The organism is Nocardia anocheti (genome assembly GCF_029675105.1).
Taxonomy (GTDB): Bacteria; Actinomycetota; Actinomycetes; order Mycobacteriales; family Mycobacteriaceae; genus Nocardia.
Map to the genome: position 1 here is coordinate 158974 of NZ_JAQQFV010000005.1, position 19007 is coordinate 177980.

General features: G+C 70.6%; 17 protein-coding genes. 11 read left to right on the forward strand and 6 right to left on the reverse strand.

Going from position 1 to position 19007, the window contains the following annotated elements; genetic code table 11:
• Nucleotides 1–14 precede the first annotated feature (14 nt).
• A complete protein-coding gene (locus QC180_RS14715; RefSeq protein WP_278263295.1) occupies nt 15–407 on the reverse strand; it encodes a PPOX class F420-dependent oxidoreductase in 393 nt (130 codons plus the stop codon).
• Nucleotides 408–486: 79 nt separating this feature from the next.
• On the opposite strand from QC180_RS14715, the gene QC180_RS14720 reads away from it, so the two are divergent.
• Both QC180_RS14720 and QC180_RS14725 read left to right on the forward strand, forming a co-directional pair.
• Nucleotides 487–1011, forward strand: coding sequence for a hypothetical protein (locus QC180_RS14720; RefSeq protein ID WP_278263296.1), 525 nt, complete (start codon nt 487–489; stop codon nt 1009–1011).
• A 13-nt stretch (nt 1012–1024) separates the two neighbouring features.
• The gene (locus QC180_RS14725) at nt 1025–1576 is read left to right on the forward strand and encodes a TetR/AcrR family transcriptional regulator (RefSeq protein ID WP_278263297.1); all 552 of its coding nucleotides are present in this window, start codon (nt 1025–1027) and stop codon (nt 1574–1576) included.
• Nucleotides 1577–1591: 15 nt separating this feature from the next.
• Here the strand turns inward: QC180_RS14725 and QC180_RS14730 are convergent, their stop codons facing one another.
• On the reverse strand, nt 1592–2254 hold the full coding sequence (locus QC180_RS14730; protein ID WP_278263298.1) for a hypothetical protein: 663 nt from the start codon (nt 2252–2254) through the stop codon (nt 1592–1594).
• 256 nt (nt 2255–2510) lie between these two features.
• Here QC180_RS14730 and QC180_RS14735 point away from each other — a divergent pair, with 256 nt between their 5' ends.
• Nucleotides 2511–2795, forward strand: coding sequence for a hypothetical protein (locus QC180_RS14735; RefSeq protein ID WP_278263299.1), 285 nt, complete (start codon nt 2511–2513; stop codon nt 2793–2795).
• Nucleotides 2796–2890: 95 nt separating this feature from the next.
• Nucleotides 2891–3499, forward strand: coding sequence for a GNAT family N-acetyltransferase (locus QC180_RS14740; RefSeq protein ID WP_278263300.1), 609 nt, complete (start codon nt 2891–2893; stop codon nt 3497–3499).
• 15 nt (nt 3500–3514) lie between these two features.
• Here QC180_RS14740 and QC180_RS14745 read toward each other — a convergent pair whose 3' ends face one another.
• The 3 genes from QC180_RS14745 to QC180_RS14755 form a co-directional block, all read right to left on the reverse strand.
• The gene (locus tag QC180_RS14745; RefSeq protein WP_278263301.1) at nt 3515–5491 is read right to left on the reverse strand and encodes a serine/threonine-protein kinase; all 1977 of its coding nucleotides are present in this window, start codon (nt 5489–5491) and stop codon (nt 3515–3517) included.
• A gap of 4 nt (nt 5492–5495) precedes the next feature.
• Nucleotides 5496–7295 (reverse strand): serine/threonine-protein kinase, encoded by a 1800-nt coding sequence (locus QC180_RS14750; protein ID WP_278263302.1) that lies wholly within the window; start codon nt 7293–7295, stop codon nt 5496–5498.
• A 136-nt stretch (nt 7296–7431) separates the two neighbouring features.
• Entirely contained in the window at nt 7432–8550 is a 1119-nt protein-coding gene (locus QC180_RS14755; RefSeq protein ID WP_347567325.1) for a serine/threonine-protein kinase, read from the reverse strand.
• 118 nt (nt 8551–8668) lie between these two features.
• Here QC180_RS14755 and QC180_RS14760 point away from each other — a divergent pair, with 118 nt between their 5' ends.
• The 7 genes from QC180_RS14760 to QC180_RS14790 all read left to right on the forward strand — a co-directional run bounded on the left by QC180_RS14760 (nt 8669) and on the right by QC180_RS14790 (nt 16522).
• Complete coding sequence (locus tag QC180_RS14760) at nt 8669–9439, forward strand: deoxyribonuclease IV (protein ID WP_278263303.1); 771 nt, start codon at nt 8669–8671, stop codon at nt 9437–9439.
• A gap of 99 nt (nt 9440–9538) precedes the next feature.
• Nucleotides 9539–10468, forward strand: a complete 930-nt coding sequence (locus QC180_RS14765; RefSeq protein ID WP_278263304.1) for a TauD/TfdA dioxygenase family protein — start codon at nt 9539–9541, stop codon at nt 10466–10468.
• 158 nt (nt 10469–10626) lie between these two features.
• The gene (locus QC180_RS14770; RefSeq protein WP_278263305.1) at nt 10627–11838 is read left to right on the forward strand and encodes a CaiB/BaiF CoA transferase family protein; all 1212 of its coding nucleotides are present in this window, start codon (nt 10627–10629) and stop codon (nt 11836–11838) included.
• Nucleotides 11839–12001: 163 nt separating this feature from the next.
• Nucleotides 12002–12916, forward strand: coding sequence for a beta/alpha barrel domain-containing protein (locus QC180_RS14775; RefSeq protein WP_278263306.1), 915 nt, complete (start codon nt 12002–12004; stop codon nt 12914–12916).
• A 55-nt stretch (nt 12917–12971) separates the two neighbouring features.
• Nucleotides 12972–13748, forward strand: a complete 777-nt coding sequence (locus tag QC180_RS14780) for an ABC transporter ATP-binding protein (RefSeq protein ID WP_278263307.1) — start codon at nt 12972–12974, stop codon at nt 13746–13748.
• A gap of 32 nt (nt 13749–13780) precedes the next feature.
• Nucleotides 13781–16300, forward strand: coding sequence for an ABC transporter permease (locus QC180_RS14785; RefSeq protein ID WP_278263658.1), 2520 nt, complete (start codon nt 13781–13783; stop codon nt 16298–16300).
• 63 nt (nt 16301–16363) lie between these two features.
• On the forward strand, nt 16364–16522 hold the full coding sequence (locus tag QC180_RS14790) for a hypothetical protein (protein WP_278263308.1): 159 nt from the start codon (nt 16364–16366) through the stop codon (nt 16520–16522).
• Here QC180_RS14790 and QC180_RS14795 read toward each other — a convergent pair.
• Nucleotides 16510–18939, reverse strand: a complete 2430-nt coding sequence (locus QC180_RS14795; protein WP_278263309.1) for an ADP-ribosylglycohydrolase family protein — start codon at nt 18937–18939, stop codon at nt 16510–16512. The genes QC180_RS14790 and QC180_RS14795 overlap by 13 nt on opposite strands.
• Between the last annotated feature and the right edge of the window lie 68 nt (nt 18940–19007).

The following is a 19007-nucleotide window of genomic DNA, read 5'->3' on the forward strand; positions in this document are numbered from 1 at the left end:
GCCGCCGTTTCCACTCACCCCTCCAGCCGGATCCGGATACCCGCCATGCGCTCGGCACCCCCGCGCAGCGCGGTGCCGATCAGCCCGATCCGGGCGACCAGCCCGTACTTGCGCTTCATCAGACCGGCGAAGTGCGCACTCGCGTCGGGCGCCAGCACCTCGGCGACCCCGGGCACCGGGAGCCCGAGTGGCTTGCCACGCCAGTCGCAGGGGGCCAGAGTCACCCGGCCGCTGTTGCGGATGCGCTTCACCTTTCCCGCGTCCGCCGCGCTCCACACCGCCAGCGCCGCGCCGTCACGCATCGCCCAGACCGGGGTCGGGACCGGGGTGCCGTCCCGACGAAAAGTGGTGAGCAGCAGATACTTACCGGCCGCCAGATCGTCCAGCACCGTGTCGAAGTGTTCCATCGGTCCGATACTAACCAGTTAGTTAAGCTGGTGGATCGGAGCCGCCGACGACGCGCGGCGCGGCTGGAAGGGATCCCGCATGGGACGATTCGCCTGGACCTTGCTCGCGGGGTTCGTCTTGGGCACCCCCGCGATTCCCGTCGGGCTCTCGCTGTCGCTGCCCGGTCCGGCCGCGCTGTTCGCGGTGCTCCTGGGCGCGGCGTGCTGTGTCGTCTGCGCGGTGTTCGTCGGGGACCGCGCACGGTCGCAGTGGCTGTCGTGGCGTCTGCGCCGGAAACAGTCCGCGATACAGGCGGGTTCGGTGCGAGAAGCCGAGGGCGGGACGCTCGTCACCACGGTGGCCGCCGGTGCGTCCGAGCCGGACACCCGGCTCTCCGGCGCCGCGGGCCAGCGAGCACGCCGGGTCCTCGCGCGGTTCGGCGTGGTCGGCTTCGGCCTGGTGGGGCCCGCCCTCTTCGGCACCTGGGGCTCGGCGCTGCTCGGTGCCGCGTTGGGCATCCCGCGCTGGCGGCTCGTCGGCTGGCTGATGGCCGGGGTCACCCTGTGGTGCACAGTGCTGCTGTTCGCCTCGAACGCGGCCTTCGGTCTCCTCGAATTCCCGTAACTACGATGGCTCCATGTCCAGAGCCGACGCCACCAAGGCGCGCATCCTCCGAGCGGCCACCGAGGAGTTCGCGCGATTCGGCATCGCCGGGGCTCGGGTGGACCGGATCGCCAAGAGCGCGGCGGCCAACAAGAACCTCATCTACATCTATTTCTGCAGCAAGGACCAACTCTTCGACGCGGTCTTCGACGCCCACGTCACCCAGGGCCTCGGCTCGGTTCCCTTCACCCCCGACGATCTTCCCGAGTACGCCGGACGCCTCTTCGACTACTGCACGGCCCACCCCGACGTCGTTCGGTTGTCCACCTGGTATCGCCTCGAGCGCGCCGAGCAGAACCCGGGCTCACCGGCGCGCGACGCCGAACTGGCGGCGCTGGCCGCCGTGCGCAAGACGAACGACCTCGGCGCCGACTTCTCGAACTCCGCGCTGCTGACCCTGGTCCAGAGCATCGCGCTCGCGTGGAACCCGAGCGGCGTGGTGGGGATCTCCGCCGCCGAGACCGCGGCCGAGACGATCGAGGACCGTCGCGGTGCCGTCGTCGAGGCGGTGCGGCGCCTGCTGTGAACCGCGCGGGCGTTGCTACCGGGACCCGTGCTCGGGTGTTGGCGTCGCGGCGGTGTTCAAAGGGATCCGGGTGGTGGGTCGGGGCGTGGTTTCGGCCGGGCTCGGGGTCGCGGCGGTGTCGGTGGGATCGGTCGTCGCGTGGTCGTAGGCGTGGGTGGGTGGGAAGTCGGGGATGGTGACTTCCTCGTCCTCGTCGTCCGGCGTCGGGATCTGTAGCGGCGTGGTGGTGCGCGGCGGGACCGTTCGGGTGGGGGTGGGGCGGGTGGTGGTGATGCGGGGCCGGGTGGTGGTCACCGGCTGGTCCTCGACGGTGGTGGTCTCCGGCGGGTGCGATTCGGTGGTCGCCTCGGCGGGGCGTGAGCTCTCCGTCGGTTCGCCCTCGGCGGGCGGTTCGCCGGGGGAGGTCTCGGTGGAGCTGAGGCTGAACGGTTTCCGCGGGGACATCTGCGGGGCGATCCGCCAGCTCGGTGACGGCGGGATCGAGATGGTCGAGGTCGTCGAGGTGGTCTCCGCGTCGGCGACCGGAGCCGGTGCCACCGCCAGCTCCGCCTCGATCGGCGGGGGCGGAACATAGACATCCTGCTGGCCGACACCGCACGCACCGATGATGATCAGTCCGAGCGATACCGCGCCAACAGCGATTGCCGGACCTACGATCTTGGCCCTGCTGTCATCCATCGCCTACTACTCCTCGTCGGCTTCGAGTCGCCTCACAGTAGTGCAGGTCGGCCGAAAGAGCGTATTTTAAATGGTGGCGGTCCACATATCGGATTGATCTCTTCGGCGTGTCGTGGGGACGTGTCGCGCGCGTTCGCCGTCCCCGAGTCGTAGCGTGTGTGAGCAAAGTTACGCATGAGACGCCCGGAACGAAACCCCTGAACGCGCGAATCCGCGCGACGCAAGAATCTTTTCGGCGTCATCGAGGGAGAATCTGATGGGATCTTACTCGACATCCCGGCTGGAAAAGGCGGCGACGAGCCATGATTCGGCCGCCGTGGAGCTGCAGCAGGCGCTGTCGTCCGCGTCGGGCACTCGCGGATTCGCCGTCGTGGCCCGGGTCTTGGGCTGGCTGTTCTTCGTCGGCGGACTCGTCGGCGCCGGGCTCGGCCTGGCGGGCCTGCACGTGGAGATCACCGTGGCCGGTCTGATCCTGGCCTGCACCGCGGGCCTGATCCTGCTGAAGCTGCGCACCGATCGGGACGTGCTCGAAACGAGCTGAGCCGCGCGGAAATCCGCTTCCTCGCGCTGCGTGAGGCGGGCGAGCTCACCGGAATCGCCCAGTGCACTTCCGACGGCCGCGCCTACCTGGCCGCCGTGCCTCGGGCGGGCATCGGGGCCGTGGCCGACGCGCTGATCGCCCTGGACGGGCCGCTCACCAGCGTCGAAGGTCCGGCCGAGGCCGTGGACGCCTTTGTGGCGCACTGGTCGTCGCGCACCGGCGGCACTCACCGCGCGGAGTACACCGCCCGCCTCTACGCCCTGGCCACCTCGCGCCCGGCCAGCGCGCCCGGGCGACCCCGCCGCGCGGAGGCCGCCGATCTCGACTGGTGCCTGCGGATGATCCAGGACTTCGCGGTGGAGACCGAGGCGGTGCGCGGCTTCTCGCGGGCGGTCGCCGAACGCAAGATCGAGGCCGGGATGTGGTGGCTGTGGGAACGCGACGGCGTGCCCAGCGCCTTCGTCGCGCGGCAGATCGAGGCGTTCGGCTGGGTGCGGATCGGGCCGGTGTACACCCCGCCCGCGATGCGCGGCAACGGGTACGCCAGCGCGCTGACCGGTGCCGTGTCGGCGGCGATCCTGGCCGAGGGCGCCGAGGTCTGCCTGTTCGCCGACGTGGCCGATCCGACCTCGAACAAGATCTACCGGGTCATCGGCTTCGAGCCGGTGTGCGACTTCACGCACCACAGGCTGGTTCCCGCCTAGGCGCGCGCGGTCTGTTCAGACCAGCGGTGCCGCGTGCCACCACGCGAGCATCTGGGCCTCGTCGGCGATGAAACCCCGGCTGTACATGAGCATGGCGGCACGGCCGGGGTCGGCGTCGAAGCGGGTGACCATGCGCGGGGAGCGCGGCTGGCTGTCGTGCAGCACGAAGTTCGTGTAGTCGCGGCCCGTGTGGGTGGTGGGGCGAGCGTCGTTGGCGGGCAGGGCGGCCACCGCCGCGCTGGCCGCGTCGGCCGAAGGGTAGAGGAAGAACTCGTAGGTGGCCTTGTTGCCGCCGCCGAAGCAGCGCCACATGACCGACCAGTCGCCCATGTCGGCGTCGTCGCTGTCGCGGCTCGCGGAGGCGGGGTCGTAGGCGAAACAGCCCGCGCTGCCCAGGCCGGACCCCGCGTGCACCAGGGTGCTGGCCGTGGTGTGCGGGAGCATGCGCGGGAATTCGTCGCTGAGCTGTGCCGCGTTGGCACCGATCACGGCCCGGTCGGCGGTGCTCGGCGCGGCGGTGGTGGTGCGCTGGGCGACGGTCGTGGTGGACGTGGTCGTCGCGTCGACGATCTCGTTGGTCGACGCGGCCGAAGCGCTGTCGTCCCCGGGCATGGTCAGGACCTTCACGAGGAACGCGACGACCAGCACGATCAGAACGATCATCGCGATCCAACCCCCGGGCGTGGCCTGCCAGCGCGATTTGCGCTTGGGGCCCAGATACGACTCGGCGACGGACCGCCGGTCGGCGCCGGTGGCCTCCGCGTCGGCGAGACGCTGGCCCGCGCGAACACCACCGGACATCGCACCCTGCCGCACCTCACCGTGCCACGATCCCTGGGGAGCCTGAATCGCGCCGGGGCGCACGTCTCCGGGGGCATGCCCCGCACCCGGCCACGCGTTGCCGGGGACGTACCCCGCGCCGGGCGAGGAGTCGCGGGAGGCTTGGCCTGTGCCGGGCCAGGGGTCGCCGGGGGCGTGTCCCGCGCCCGGCCACGACTGTCCGGGCCCGGAAACCGCGCCAGCGGGCCAGTATTCGGCACCTGCGGCGGGCCAGGCGCCTGGTGTGGGCATGGCACCGGTGCCGGGGATCGGGTAGCCCGGTGCCGGGGTGAACGGTGAGTTCGGGGGATAGGTGCGGGTGGGGGCCGAGGTGGGGAAGGGCTGGGCGCCGGTGAGGGCCTGGTCGGCCGCGGCGGCGAAATCCGCGCAGGTGGCGAAGCGTTCGGCGGGTCGCTTGGCCATGGCGCGGGCGATCACCGCGTCCAGCGCGGGCGGCAGTTCGGGACGCAGCGCGCGGGCACTGGGTGGGGGCAGTTGCAAGTGGCCGGAGATGACCGCGACCGGATTGGCCGCCTCGAACGGCGTGGTGCCGGTGAGGAGCCGGAACAGGGTGCAGGCCAGGGAGTACTGGTCGGCGCGGCCGTCGAGCGCGATGCCGGAGAGCTGTTCGGGGGAAGCGAAAGCCAGGGTGGCGGTGAAGGTTCCGGTCTGGGTGAGCTTGGCGGCGGTGTCGTCGTGCAGCCGCGCGATCCCGAAATCGGTGAGGTACACGCGCTCGCCGCCGTGCGCCTGCTCGAGCAGGATATTGGCGGGCTTCACATCCCGGTGCAGCACACCGCGACTGTGCGCGAAGTCCAGCGCCGCCGCGGTCTCGGCCACGATGCGCACCGCCCGCGCCGGATCCACCGGGACCGGCAGCGACGCCGCGTCGGAACCCTCGATGTAGCGCATCGAGATCCACAGCTGATCGTTCTCGACGCCACGGTCGTAGACGGTCACGATGTTCGGATGTTCGAGCTGGGCGACCAGATCGGCCTCCCGCTCGAACCGGGCCCGGATCTCGTTGTCGTCGAACAGCTCCCGGTTCAGCAGCTTCATCGCCGTGCGCCGGGGCAGGCGCGGATGCCGGGCCAGATAGACCGAACCCATCCCGCCGCGCCCGAGCAGCCGCTCGATGGTGTACCCGGCGAAGACGCCGGTCTCGTCGCGCATCAGGTCAGTTCAGCGGTGCCGAGCGCCACCAGCGCAGCACGTCGTCGGGGTCGCCGTAACCGTCGGTGAACATCAGGAACTGGGCGCGGTCGGGCTCGCCGGTGAACTGGGTGATGATCTTGTTCCCGTTGTCGGTGTACTTGTAGTTGGTGTACTGCTTGCCGCCGTTGGTGTCGGTCGACTTGGTGTTGGTGGGCAGACCGTTGATCACCGCCTGCACGTCGGCGGCGGAGTTGTAGACGTAGAACCGGTAGAACGGGTCGTCACCGGAACCGCCGCCCCCGTCGTAGCAGCGCCACTGCCACACCCACGCGCCGAAATCCGGGTCGCCGTCGTTGGGCGAGGGCGTGTAGTTGGTGTCGGTCTCCCAGCAGGTGGCCTGGTTGTAGCCGGTCTCGCCGGTGACCGTGGCGGGCACCATCCGGCTGAACGCGGCGCTGATGGCGTCGGCGTCGGGCGTCACCTGCTTGCCCGCCACGGCGCTGGTCGTGGTGGTGGTCGTGGTGGTGGACTTGTCGTCGCTGACGGCTACGCCGATGGCGATGAGCAGCACGATCACCAGCAGTACCGCCACCACGATGCCGATGATCAGCCCGTTGTTGGACTTGCCCGCCGGGCGCGGACCCTGCGGGTACTGGGCGAAGTTGCCCGTCGGCGGACGCGGCGGCGCGGGCGGCGTCGGGTACTGCGGACGCGACTGCTGGGTGAAGGGCTGCTGGGTGGACGCGCCGCCGGTGGTGTGCGGGGTCGGCATCTGGTTGGCCGTCATCGGGCCCTGGGTGCCGCCGCCGGTCATCGGCGAGGCCACCGGATAGGGCGCGCCGGTCTGCGGGATCGCGCCGCCGGTGGTCGGGCGGGGTCCGCCGGTCTGCGGATAGGCACCGCCGGTCGTCGGGTGCGGGAGACCGGGCAGGGGATGCGCGCCACTCGTGCCCGGGCGCGGGCCCACGGTCGGCAGGGCGGGCGCGCTCGGATTGTTCAACGCCGACAGCGCGGCCGCCGCGAAATCCGAACAGCTGTCGAAGCGGTCGTCGGGACGCTTGGCCATCGCCTTGGCCAGCACCGCGTCGAGGGCATAGGGCAGGCCGGGGCGCACGCTGCTCAGCGGCGGCGGCGGTTGCTGCAGGTGGCCCTGGATGACCGCGGCCGGATTGGTCGCGGTGAACGGGCCGGACCCGGTGAACAGCCAGAACAGCGCGCAGGCCAGCGAATACTGGTCGGAGCGGTGATCCAGCGCGGCGCCGGTGAGCTGCTCGGGGGAGGCGTAGGCGAGGGTGGCGGTGAAGGTGCCGGTCTGGGTGAGATGACCGGTGTCGTCGCGCAATCGGGCGATCCCGAAGTCGGTGAGATACACCCGCTCACCCCGGCCCGCGCCGGAGCGGGCGAGCAGGATGTTGGCCGGTTTCACGTCGCGGTGCAGCACGCCCATGCCGTGCGCGTAGTCCAGCGCGTCGGCGGTCTCCTTGACGATCTGCAGCGCGCGGGCGGGCGGCAACGTCTGCGGATCCACCGAGGCCGCGTCCACGCCGTCGATGAACTGCATGGAGATCCACAGCTGTTCGTCGTCGAGCCCGCGGTCGTAGACGGTGACGATGTTCGGATGATCCAGCCGCGAGACCAGATCCGCCTCCCGCTCGAACCGCGCCCGCACCTCCTGATCGAAGAACATCTCGCGGTTGAGCAGCTTGAGCGCGGTCATCCGGGGTAGGCGCGGGTGCTTGGCCAGATAGACCGATCCCATGCCACCACGACCGAGTTGCCGTTCGATGACGTAGCCGGCGAAGACATCTCCGTTGGCCAGCATGTCTGCTCCACTTCCCGCCGTGCGCCGGGACCCACCAGCGCACATGCGTACAGCACGAAAGCCGCGGCCGGGTGGCCCGCCACGGGAAAATCAACGAAACCTTAGCAGTCGGGCGTGACGCCGACGGGTGCCTCGATCACGACGGACGACGCGGCTGCGGCGGCACGATGAACCCCGGATGGTTACGCCCACCGGGGAAATCGATGGTGGCCGGTCGCGGCGCGACCCGGCGTCCCGGCACCGAGGGCGGACGCGCGGCGTGCGGATGCGGCTGCGCGGGCGTCACCGGTGGGGACACGTGGGGATAGGGCTGCGGCGGGGTGTTCGGCCGCGCGTAGCCGGTGGCCTGCGGATACTGCTCGCGAGCGCGCAGCACCACGCCCGCGGCGGTGGGCTGCGGCCGGTGCTGCCACGGACCCGGCGCCGCGAACAGCGCCGACTTGGCGGCCTGGGCGAACTCCGCGCAGCTGGCGAAGCGCGCCTCGGGCCGCTTGGCGGTGGCCCTGGCCAGCACCGCGTCCAGGGTGCCGGGCAGGTCGCCGCGCTGGCTGCGCAGCGGCGGCACCGGGGCATTGAGATGCGCCTGGATGACGGTGGCCGGATTCGGGCCGGGGAACGGCACCGAGCCGGTCAACATCCAGAACAGCGTGCAGGCCAGCGAGTACTGGTCGGCGCGATGGTCCAGGGGCGCTCCGGCGAGCTGTTCGGGGGCGGCGTAGGCCAGGGTGGCGGTGATGGTGCCCGCCGAGGACAGCGTGGTCTCGCTGTCGCGCACCGCCGCGATCCCGAAATCGGTGAGCACCACCCGTTCCGGGCGTCCGATCGGCGGTTTGGCCAGCAGGATGTTGGCCGGTTTCACGTCGCGGTGCAGTACCCCGCCCGCGTGCGCGAAGTCCAGCGCGGTCGCGGTCTCGCTCACGATCTGCACGGCGCGGTCCGGGGTCAGCACGTTGACGTCGGCGGTCGCCACGTCGGTGCCCGCCACGAACTGCATCGAGATCCAGAGCTGGTCGTCCTCGGTGCCGCGGTCGTAGACATTGACGATGTTGGGGTGTTCGAGCTGGGCGACCAGATCGGCCTCGCGCTCGAAGCGCTGCCGGATCTCGGCGTCGGCCGACAGCTCGCGGCTGAGCAGCTTGAGCGCGGTCAGCCGGGGCAACCGGGGATGACGCGCCAGATACACCACGCCCATGCCGCCCTGACCCAGTACACGCCGGATCGTGTACCCGGCGAACACGTCGCCTTTGCGCAACACGCGAAGTCACCCCCTCCAGGGCAGAGCACCCGTCGAAAATTCTACCGATGTATCTCGGGTAGCTCCCAGAGTGCAACATCCCCCGATCCTGTCGGTACGGGGGTTTAGGGTTTGGGTCATGCGCATTGGAGCACATGTTCGCGACGAGAGCGATCCGATCGGGTTCGGCGAGAAGCTCGGTGCCGAGGTCGTCCAGATGTTCGTGGTCGATCCGCAGAGCTGGGACAAACCCCAGCCGCATCCCAGGGCGGCCGAGATCGTGGCCAGCCCGATCGACGTGGTCGTGCACTCCTCCTATCAGATCAATGTGGCCAGCCTGAACAACCGGCTGCGGATGCCCTCGCGCAACGCGGTGGCCCAGCAGGCGAAGGCCGCCGCCGAGCTCGGCGCGTTCGGCCTGGTCGTGCACGGTGGGCACGTGCGTTCCGACGCCGAGCGTGACACCGGAATCGACAACTGGCGCAAGCTGTTCGAACGTCAGCAGGACAAGGGCGGCTTCGCCGTGCCGATCCTGATCGAGAACACCGCGGGCGGCAATCACGCCATGGCCCGCCACTTCGACTCCATCGCCCGGCTGTGGGACGCCGTCGGCGATTACGGCGCGGGCTTCTGCCTCGACACCTGCCACGCCTGGGCGGGCGGGGAGGAACTGGTCGGCGTCGTCGAGCGGATCAAGGCGATCACCGGCCGCATCGACCTGGTGCACCTGAACTCCTCGCGCGACGAGTTCGACTCCGGCGCCGACCGGCACGCCAACTTCGCCGACGGCACCATCGACCCGCAACTGCTGGCCGAGGTCTGTCGCACGGCGGGCGCGCCCGTCATCTTGGAGACCCCGGCCGAAGGCGTCGCCGAGGACCTCGCCTACCTGCGGGAGAACCTCGGCTGAGGGTTGGGATCAGCGGGAGGGAAAACCTGTCTGCCGAACGGATTTCGCGGTGTTCTAGAGACACATCAGCAACCGATCGAAGACAGTGAAGGTGATCCCATGACGGTCGACCACGCCACCCCCACCGTGACGGTGACCAAGCTCGGCGCGCACATCGGCGCCCAGGTCGACGGCGTCCGTCTGGGCGGTGACCTGGACGCGGCGACCGTCGCGACCATCCGCCGCGCGATCAACGAGCACAAGGTGATCTTCTTCCGCGGCCAGCAGCACCTCACCGAGGACGGGCAGCACGAGTTCGCCGCGCTGCTCGGCAGCCCCACCACCCCGCACCCGACCGTGAAGTCGCAGGGCGTGAAGAGCCTGGCCATCGATTCCGAGAACGGCCGGGCCAACTCGTGGCACACCGACGTCACCTTCGTCGACCGCGTCCCGAAGGCGTCGATCCTGCGGGCCGAGTACCTACCGAGCTACGGCGGGTCCACCACCTGGGCCTCCACGGTGGCCGCGTACAACTCCCTGCCCGATTCGCTCAAGGTCCTCGCCGAGAACCTGCGGGCCGTGCACACCAATGTGTACGACTACGCCGCGCGCAACGTCGAGCCGATCCGCCCCAACTCGGAGAAGTACCGCGCGGAATTCCAGTCGACCTACTACGAGACCGAGCACCCTGTCGTGCGCGTGCACCCCGAGACCGGCGAGCGCGCGCTGCTGCTGGGCCACTTCGTGAAGAACTTCGTCGGCCTGTCCACCAGCGAGTCGCAGGCCCTGTTCCGCCTGTTCCAGGACCGCGTCACCCGCCTGGAGAACACCACCCGCTGGAACTGGTCCGAGGGCGACGTCGCGATCTGGGACAACCGCGCCACCCAGCACTACGCCATCGACGACTACGACGACCAGCCCCGCCGCCTGACCCGCATCACCCTCGCCGGTGACATCCCGGTCGGCGTCGACGGAAAGCCGAGCACCGTCATCGAAGGAAACGCCGAGCACTACTCGGTGATCGAGGAAGTAGAACTCCTGGCCTCGTAAACCCCACGGCGCGGGCCCACACCATGCAACCACCCCGGTGTGCGGCCCGCCTCGCGTCCGAGGGGCGAGACGTAACGGCGAAGCCGGAGTATCGCCCCTCGGACGCGAGGCATAAGGGGGCCGCACACCCCCGCGGCGCCAGCCGCCATACTTTCAGCATGAGTATTCGGCCGTTGGATGGAGTGCGGGTTCTCGAGCTCGGGAATTATGTCGCCGCGCCCACAGCTGGACGTATTCTGGGCGACTTCGGTGCCGAGGTGATCAAGGTGGAGCGGCCGGGGACCGGGGACGAGCTGCGGAATTGGCGGTTGTACGGGGGTGATACCTCGATGCTGTATCGCACCGTCAACCGCAACAAGAAGTCGATCGTGCTGGATCTGCGGACCGAGGCGGGGCGGGCGGTGGTCCTGGAGCTGGTGAAGCAGTGCGATGTGCTGTTGGAGAATTTCCGGCCGGGGATGTTGGAGAAGTGGGGTTTGGGGCCGGAGGTGCTCGAGGCCGCCAAGCCGGGGTTGGTGATCACGCGGATCTCCGCGTACGGGCAGACGGGGCCGATGGCGGCGCGTCCGGGGTTCGCGGCGGTGGCCGAGGCCGTGGGTGGGTTGCGGGAGCTGGTGGGTGACCCGGATCGGCCGCCGGTGCGGGTGGGGGTCTCGATCGGTGATTCGATCGCGGGTATCTACGCCGCGTTCGGCACGGTGATGGCGTTGTTCCAGCGGGAGCGGGTGAGTGGGGCGGTGCCGCAGGCCGAGCGGATCATCGATGTGGCGCTCAACGAGTCGATCCTGTCGGTGATGGAGTCGCTGGTTCCGGATCATCTCGCCTACGGGATCACCCGGGAGCGGGTGGGCGGTCGGATGGAGGGGATCGCGCCGAGCAACGCCTATCCGACCAGCGACGGGTACAGCATCATCATCGGCGGCAACGGTGACGCCATCTTCCAGCGCTATATGAAGGTCATCGATCGGCCCGATCTGGCGACCGATCCGGAGCTGGCCGACAACGCGGGTCGGTGGCGTCATCGCGAGCGGCTGGACGCCTCGATCGCGGAGTGGACCGTCCGACACACCCGCGAGGAGGCGCTGAAGCTGCTCGACGCTGCGGCCATCCCGTGCGGGCCCATCTACACCGCCGCCGACATCGTGGCCGACGAGCAGTACCGCGCACGCAATATGATCCAGACGTTCCCCGTGGACGTGGGCGAGCCCGAACCCAAGCAGGTGGGGTTTCCCGGCATCGTCCCGGTCATCGGGGACGAGTCGCTGCCGATCCGGAATGTCGGCCCCGACCTCGGCGAGCACACCAGAGAGGTGCTCGGCGGGTTGCTCGGAATGACCGAGGACCAGATCGACGCGCTGGAGGCATCGTGACGAGACGAGTACACGGCAGACGCCGCCCACCGGTGCGCAGCAAGTGGGAACCGCGCGGCCCGGGCCATGTGCGTCCGACCGTGCATCCGACCCCGGCCAGTGTCGGTGACAAACCCTGCGGCGGGGTCATGTGTGTGCCGCATCAGGAGCCGGAGCAGCGGCGATGACGGCGCCGCTGCTGCGCGATGTCACCCTGCGTGACGGGTTGCAGCTCACCGGCAAGGTGTTGCCGACCGAGCACAAGGTCGAGGTGGTCCGGCGGCTGTTGGCGGCCGGGGTGCCCGCGCTCGAGATCGGTTCGATGGCGCGGCCGGATCTGGTGCCGCCGATGGCCAACTCGCTCGAGCTGATCGCCGCGCTCACCCCCGAGGAACTGGCGAAGTGCTGGGTCTGGGTGGCCACGCCACGCCATGTGGAGAAGGCCGCCGAGGCGGGCGCGCGCAATTTCCAGTACTGCTTCTCGGTCTCCGACGCGCACAACAAGGCCAATATCGGCCGCGACACCGAGACCTCGGTGGCCGCGATGCCCGACGCGATCCGCCTCGCCGAGCAGGTGGGCGGCCAGCTCCAGCTGTGTCTGGCGACCGCGTTCACCTGCCCGTTCGACGGCCCGGTCGACCCGGAGCGGGTGCTGGCCATCGCCCGCGACCCACGCACCGAGGGCGCGGCCGACATCGTGCTGGCCGACACCCTCGGCCAGGCCCATCCCGGCCAGGTGAGCGCGCTGGTCACCGCCGTGCGCGAGCAGACCCCGCCGCGTCGCATCGTCTTCCACGGTCACGACACCTGGGGGATGGGCGTGGCCAACACACTGGCCGCCGTCGCGGCGGGCGCGGGCATGGTCGACGGCGCGCTCGGTGGGCTGGGCGGCTGCCCGTTCGCCCCGGGTGCCAGCGGCAACACCGCTTCCGAGGACATCCTCTTCGCCACCCGCCCGGACTGGTTCACCCCCGAGCGGCTGGCGAGCCTGGTCGGTCTCACCGAGGAACTGCTCGGCGAACTGGGCGAACCGAACCGTTCCCGTGCCGCCCAGGGCGCGCGCTCGGAGGCGGCGGCGTTCGAGTGGGTCATCCGGTAGGTCTCGGGGGAAATCCGGATGGCGCGGTGCGGCACCGCCCGCCAGACTGGACACCATGACTTCACACCCCATGGGGACCGAGGCCGTCGACCCGGCGGCCGTCACCGAGCCCGCGGCCGCAGCGCTGGATCTGGTGAAGCTGTACGGCACGGGAGATACACAGGTCAAGGCGCTGGACGGGGTGTCGGCGGAGTTCGCCAGGGGCGAGTTCACCGCGATCATGGGCCCGTCCGGCTCGGGCAAGTCCACCCTGATGCACTGCCTGGCCGGGCTCGACAGCGCCAGCTCCGGCGAGGTCCGCATCGGGGACACCGCGCTGACCGGGCTGTCCGACAAGCAGATGACCGCGCTGCGTCGCGACCGGATCGGCTTCGTGTTCCAGGCGTTCAACCTCGTCCCCACGCTGACCGCGCTGGAGAACATCACCCTGCCGCTGGACATCGCGGGCCGCAAGGCCGACCAGGACTGGCTCGACACGGTGGTCAAGCGGCTCGGTCTCGGCGACCGCCTCGACCACCGGCCCTCGGAGCTGTCCGGCGGCCAGCAGCAGCGCGTGGCCTGCGCCCGCGCGCTGGTCGGCAAGCCGGAGATCATCTTCGGTGACGAGCCGACCGGCAACCTGGACTCGCACTCCTCCGGCGAGGTCCTCTCCATTCTGCGCGCCTCGGTCGACGAGTTCGGCCAGACCGTCGTCATCGTCACCCACGACCCGCGCGCGGCCTCCTACGCCGACCGGGTGGTCTTCCTGGCCGACGGCCGCATCGTCGACGAGCTGCGCGATCCCACCCAGGACTCGGTGCTGGACCGGATGAAGGCGCTGGAGACCAAGTGAGCACCGATGTCACGCGCGGCGGGGGCAACCCCATGCGCAAGGTCGCGCTGCGCAATCTCGCCGCGCACAAAGTGCGCCTGGCGCTGACCCTGCTCTCGGTGGTGCTGGGCACTGCCTTCATCTCCGGCTCGTTCGTCTTCACCGACACCCTGCAGCGCACCTTCGACAGCATCTTCGAGGGCCAGGCCCAGGGTGTCGACGTGCGTGTCGGGCCCGAGGCGCAGCAGTCGCTGGGCGTGCCGACCAATATCGTCGCCGCGCTGGCCAAGACCGAGGGCGTCGCGCGGGTGGCACCGGCGGTCAACGGCCCGGTCGTGCTGCTCGAACCCGACGGCAAGAAGGCCGTGCAGACCGGGGGAGCGCCGAGTTTCGGCCTGTCCTACCTGCCGCCGGAGAAATCCGTCGAGGACCCGCAGACCTTCGTCGCGGGCGCACCGCCCGCCCGGCCGGGGGAGATCGCGCTCAACACCACCGGCGCGGAGAAGGCCGGGTTGCAGGTCGGCGACAAGACCAAGGTGCTCATCCCGTCCAAGGGCGACCCGTTCGAGGTGACCCTGAGCGGCATCTACGAGATGCCCGGCACCGAGGGCGGCGGCGTGCTGGCGGTGATGTTCACCGAGGCGCAGGGCGTCGAGCTGTTCACCGACGGCACCCACGTCGCCTATGCCGATATCGCCGCCGCGCCGGGCACCTCGCCCGACGAACTGCGCGACCGCCTGGCCGCCGGACTGCCCGACTACAAGGTGCAGAACGCCGACGAGGTCCGCGCGGACATGAAGAAGCAGATCTCCGAGGCGCTCACCTTCATCAACTACTTCCTGCTCGCCTTCGGCGCGATCGCGCTGATCGTGGGCACCTTCATCATCTACAACACCTTCTCGATGATCGTGGCCCAGCGCCTGCGCGAACTGGCCCTGCTGCGCGCGATCGGCGCGAGCCGGGCACAGGTCGGGCGCTCGGTGGTGTCGGAGGCCGTGGTGATCGGCCTGATCGGCAGCGCGCTGGGGCTGGCCGCCGGTATCGGGTTGGCCTTCGGGCTCTCGGCGCTGCTCAACGCCTTCGATCTGGGCCTGCCCACCGGTTCGCTGACGGTGCTGCCGCGCACCGCGATCGTGGCGCTGCTGGTCGGCTTGATCGTCACCGTGGCCAGCGCCTACGCCCCCGCCCGCCGCGCCGCGAAGGTGCCGCCGGTGGAGGCCATGCGTTCGGAATTCGCCAGCGCGGGCGACTCGCTGCGGCTGCGGACCGTGCTGGGCGCGGTGCTGGCGGTGGTCGGTGGCGTGCTCGTCTACGTGGGCGCGCAGGGCACGGGCAAGGGTGCCGCGGTGACGGTCGGCCTCGGCGCGCTGGGGCTCATCCTGGCCGTGCTGCTCGCCGCTCCGGCGCTGTCGCGGCCGATGGTGCTGGTGCTCGGCGTGCTCACCCGGCCGTTCGGCGCGATCGGTCAGATGGCACGCAACAATGCCGTGCGCAACCCGCGCCGCACCGCCGCCACCGCCTTCGCCCTGACCCTCGGGCTCATGCTGGTCTCGGCGATCGGCATCCTCGGCGCCTCGGCCAAGACGAGCGTCGGCGTGCTCATCGACAAGGGCGTGAAGGCCGAGTACGTGCTGGCCGGACCGCAGATGATCGGTGCCCCGATCGGCGCGGTGGACGCGGTGCGCACCGAGGTGCCCGGGATCAGCGATGTGACCGGCATCCGGGTGGTCGCGTTCAAGGTCGACGGCGATCAGGTCGGCGCCACCTCGCTGGACGGCCCGATCGACCCGGTGATGGACGTCGACATGGTCGGTGGCAGTTCCACCGTGGCCGAACGCGGCGTGCTGGTCGGGCAGACCGAGGCCGACGATCGCGGCTGGAAACTGGGCGACAAGGTCGAGATCACCAGCCTCGACAACAAGAAGCTCGAGCTCACCGTCGGCGGGATCTACGCCGACAACCCGCTGCTCGGGCCGATGGTCGTCGACCCGGGCGTCTACGAACAGCTGATGCCGCCGAGCCTGCGCACCAATATCTTCGTGCTGGTCAAGGCGCAGCCCGGCACCGATCTCACCGCCATGCGGACGAATCTGGAGAAGGCCACCGAGCCGTTCGTGGTGGTGCAGGTGCAGGATCACGAGGAGTTCAAGGGCGCGCAGGGCAAGCAGATCAACACCCTGCTCGCCATCCTCTACGGCCTGCTCGCGCTGGCCGTGGTGATCGCGGTGCTCGGCATCATCAACACCCTCGCGCTGTCGGTGGTGGAGCGCCGTCGCGAGATCGGCATGCTGCGCGCGGTCGGCACCCAGCGCGCGCAGGTGCGCCGCACGATCTACCTGGAGTCCATGCTGATCGCCATCTTCGGCGCCATCGTCGGCCTGGTCCTCGGCATCGCGCTGGGCGTCGGGTTCCTGCGCACCCTGCGCGATCTGGGCATCGACCAGATCACCATCCCGTGGTCGCAACTGGTGACGGTGCTGATCGCCTCGGCGGTGGTGGGTGTGCTGGCGGCGGTATGGCCGGGTATCCGGGCCGCGCGGACGCCTCCGTTGGCGGCCATCGCGGATCTGTAGACGGGAAGCCCTTCGCCCCGCACTGCCAGCCGGTGCGGGGCGAAGCGCGTATCCGGTGCCCGCGTGCGTGAGGAGGCGCCCGGCGTGCGTGAGGAGGCGCCCGGCGTGCGTGAGGAGGCGCCCGGCGCCGAGCTGGTCGGCAGGCTGTGGCGGCGGTGGCCGATGGTGTGCGAACGCGGGCCGAACCGCCGGAGTTCGTGTGCCGTCGGTCAGGCGGGGTAGCGGTCGATCCAGGTGTTGGGTGGGCGGCCGTGGTCGTCCTTGGGTGGGTTGAGGCCGAATTCGGTGCAGTAGTCGGTGGCGAGGCGGTGCAGGACCGGTCCCGCGTCGACGGTGTTCGACCAGCGACGTGGCAGCGTGGGGCGGCCGTAGCGGGCGCCGAGGAGGCTGCCCGCCAGGGAACCGGTGGCGTCGCTGTCACCGGAGTGGTTGATCGACAACAGCAATCCGGTGCGGACGATCTCGTGGGCGGGGCCGCCGAGCGTCTCGGCGGCGAGGATGGCGAAGACGGCGATGGCGAGTGCCTCCGGGCCGATCCAGCCCTGGCCGAGGGTTTCCAGATCCTCCGGTGTCGGCGCCCGGCCCGCCCTGGCCAGACGCGCCGCCAGCCCGCTGGCCGCCTCGAGCGCGGCGGAGGTCTCCTCGTGACCGGGGTAGCCCGCGAGTTCACCGCGCGCCCGGTCGAGCGCGGTGGCGGTGTCGGCACCACGCGTGAGCTGGTAGATCAGCGCGGCCAGCGTGCCCGCCGGTAACCACCCGCTCGGATGACCGTGCGTGAGCGCGGCGGTGTCACAGCCCAATTCGAAGATGGCGCTCAGCGCCGCCCCGCTCCGGTCGGCCGCGTACCCGAATCCGCACGGCGCCGCCCGCATCACCGCGCCACTGCCCTTGGAACCGTTGACGGGCCGCTCCCTGGTGCCGAGCGGATCGGTCGGCGCCCCGCGCTCGGCGGCCCGCCGCAGCGCCGTGTACACCGAATTCGCCAGTCCCCGTTGCTCGACCAGCTCGACATGCCTGCTCAAGGTGCTGAACAGCGGCACCGGCTGCTCCGGCACCTCCTCGACCTGCCCGCGCAACCACACCAGCATCCCCTGCTGCAACAACCCCAGCGTCGCCCCGCCGACCCCATCGGCCCTGGCCCGCACCGATCCCCGGATCAGCGCCTCGACCGTGAACGCCGTCAACTGCGTCTCCTCCGAGATCCGCAGCACCGCGGGGTCGGTCAGCCCGGCCGCGCCGTACTCGCCCCGGATCTGCCGCAGCGACCGGTTCTCCACCGGCGCACCGAGCGCGTCACCGACCGCCCCACCCAACAGACACCCGTGCACGGCATCGAGCCAGGCCGGAGCCGCGTCACGATACCGATGCGCCGCCCGCGCGAAACGGTGTTCGCCACTCCCCGAGGAGGTGCCGACCGCCGCGGGCCGCGGGGTGGGTGTCGCGGGCCCGCCAGCGGTCGAGCGGGCGGTGGCCGCGTTGGCGGGCCTGGCGTTCGAGTCGTGGGTGGCCGCGCCCGTGGGCCGCATGTCGGCGTCTTCGGTGCCCGCGTTGGCGGGCTGGGCGTTCGGGTCTCGCCCGGCCGCGCCGGTGGACCGAGGGTTGGGGTCGCGAGTGGCCTCGTTGGTGGGGCGGGCGTTGGGGGCGTGGGTGGCCTCGTTGGTGGGGCGGGCGTTGGGGGCGTGGGTGGCCGCGCCGGTGGAATGGGCGTTGGGGGCGTGGGTGGTCGCGCTCGGGGCGGTGGTGGCCAGGCGGGCGTGGTCGTGGGGGGTGGGTCGGAGGTCGGGGTGGGGGCTGGGGCGGGTGCGTAGGGCGGTGGTGAGGGCCGTGGCGAAGTCGGTGCAGGTGGGGAAGCGGTGGGTGGGGTTCTTGGCCATGGCCTTGGCCAGGACGGCGTCGACCGCGGTGGGCAGGGTGGCGCGATGGGTGCTGGCCGGGGGCGGCGGGGCGTTGAGGTGGCCGAGCATGACCGTGGCGGGGTTGGGGGCGTCGAAGGGGCCGGTGCCGGTGAGCAGGCGGAAGACGGTGCAGGCCAGGGAGTATTGGTCGCCGCGGCCGTCGAGCGGTGCGCTGCTGAGCTGTTCGGGGGAGGCGTAGGCGATGGTGGCGGTGAACTGGCCGGTGCGGGTCAGGCCGCCGGTGTCGTCGAGGAGTTTGGCGATGCCGAAATCGGTGAGCAGCACCCGCTCGTCGAAACCGGCGCCCACACCGGCGGTGCGCGAGAGCAGGATGTTGGCGGGCTTCACATCCCGGTGCAGCACGCCCTGGCGGTGCGCGTAGTCCAGCGCGCTCGCGGTCTGGGCGACGATCTGCGCGATCCGCTCGGCCCCGAACTCCCGCACCGGCACCGCCGCCGCGTCGACCCCGTCGACGAACTGCATGGCGATCCACAACCGGTCCTCGTCCATCCCGCGGTCGTAGACGGTGATGATGTTGGGATGGTCGAGCTGGGCCACCAGATCGGCTTCCCGCTCGAACCGCGCCCGGATCTCGAAGTCGGTGAACAGATCCCGGTGCATGAGCTTGAGCGCGGTCAGCCGAGGCAGCCGCCGGTCGCGGGCCGCGTACACCGCGCCCATCCCGCCGCGTCCCAGCTCCCGCTCGATGACGAACCCGGCGAACACCTCCCCGTGCCGCAACATCGCCTCACCCCGTTCACCGAACTCGATCGTTCGCAGCCTAGTTGGCCACGGCCGGGAACGCTCCCGAG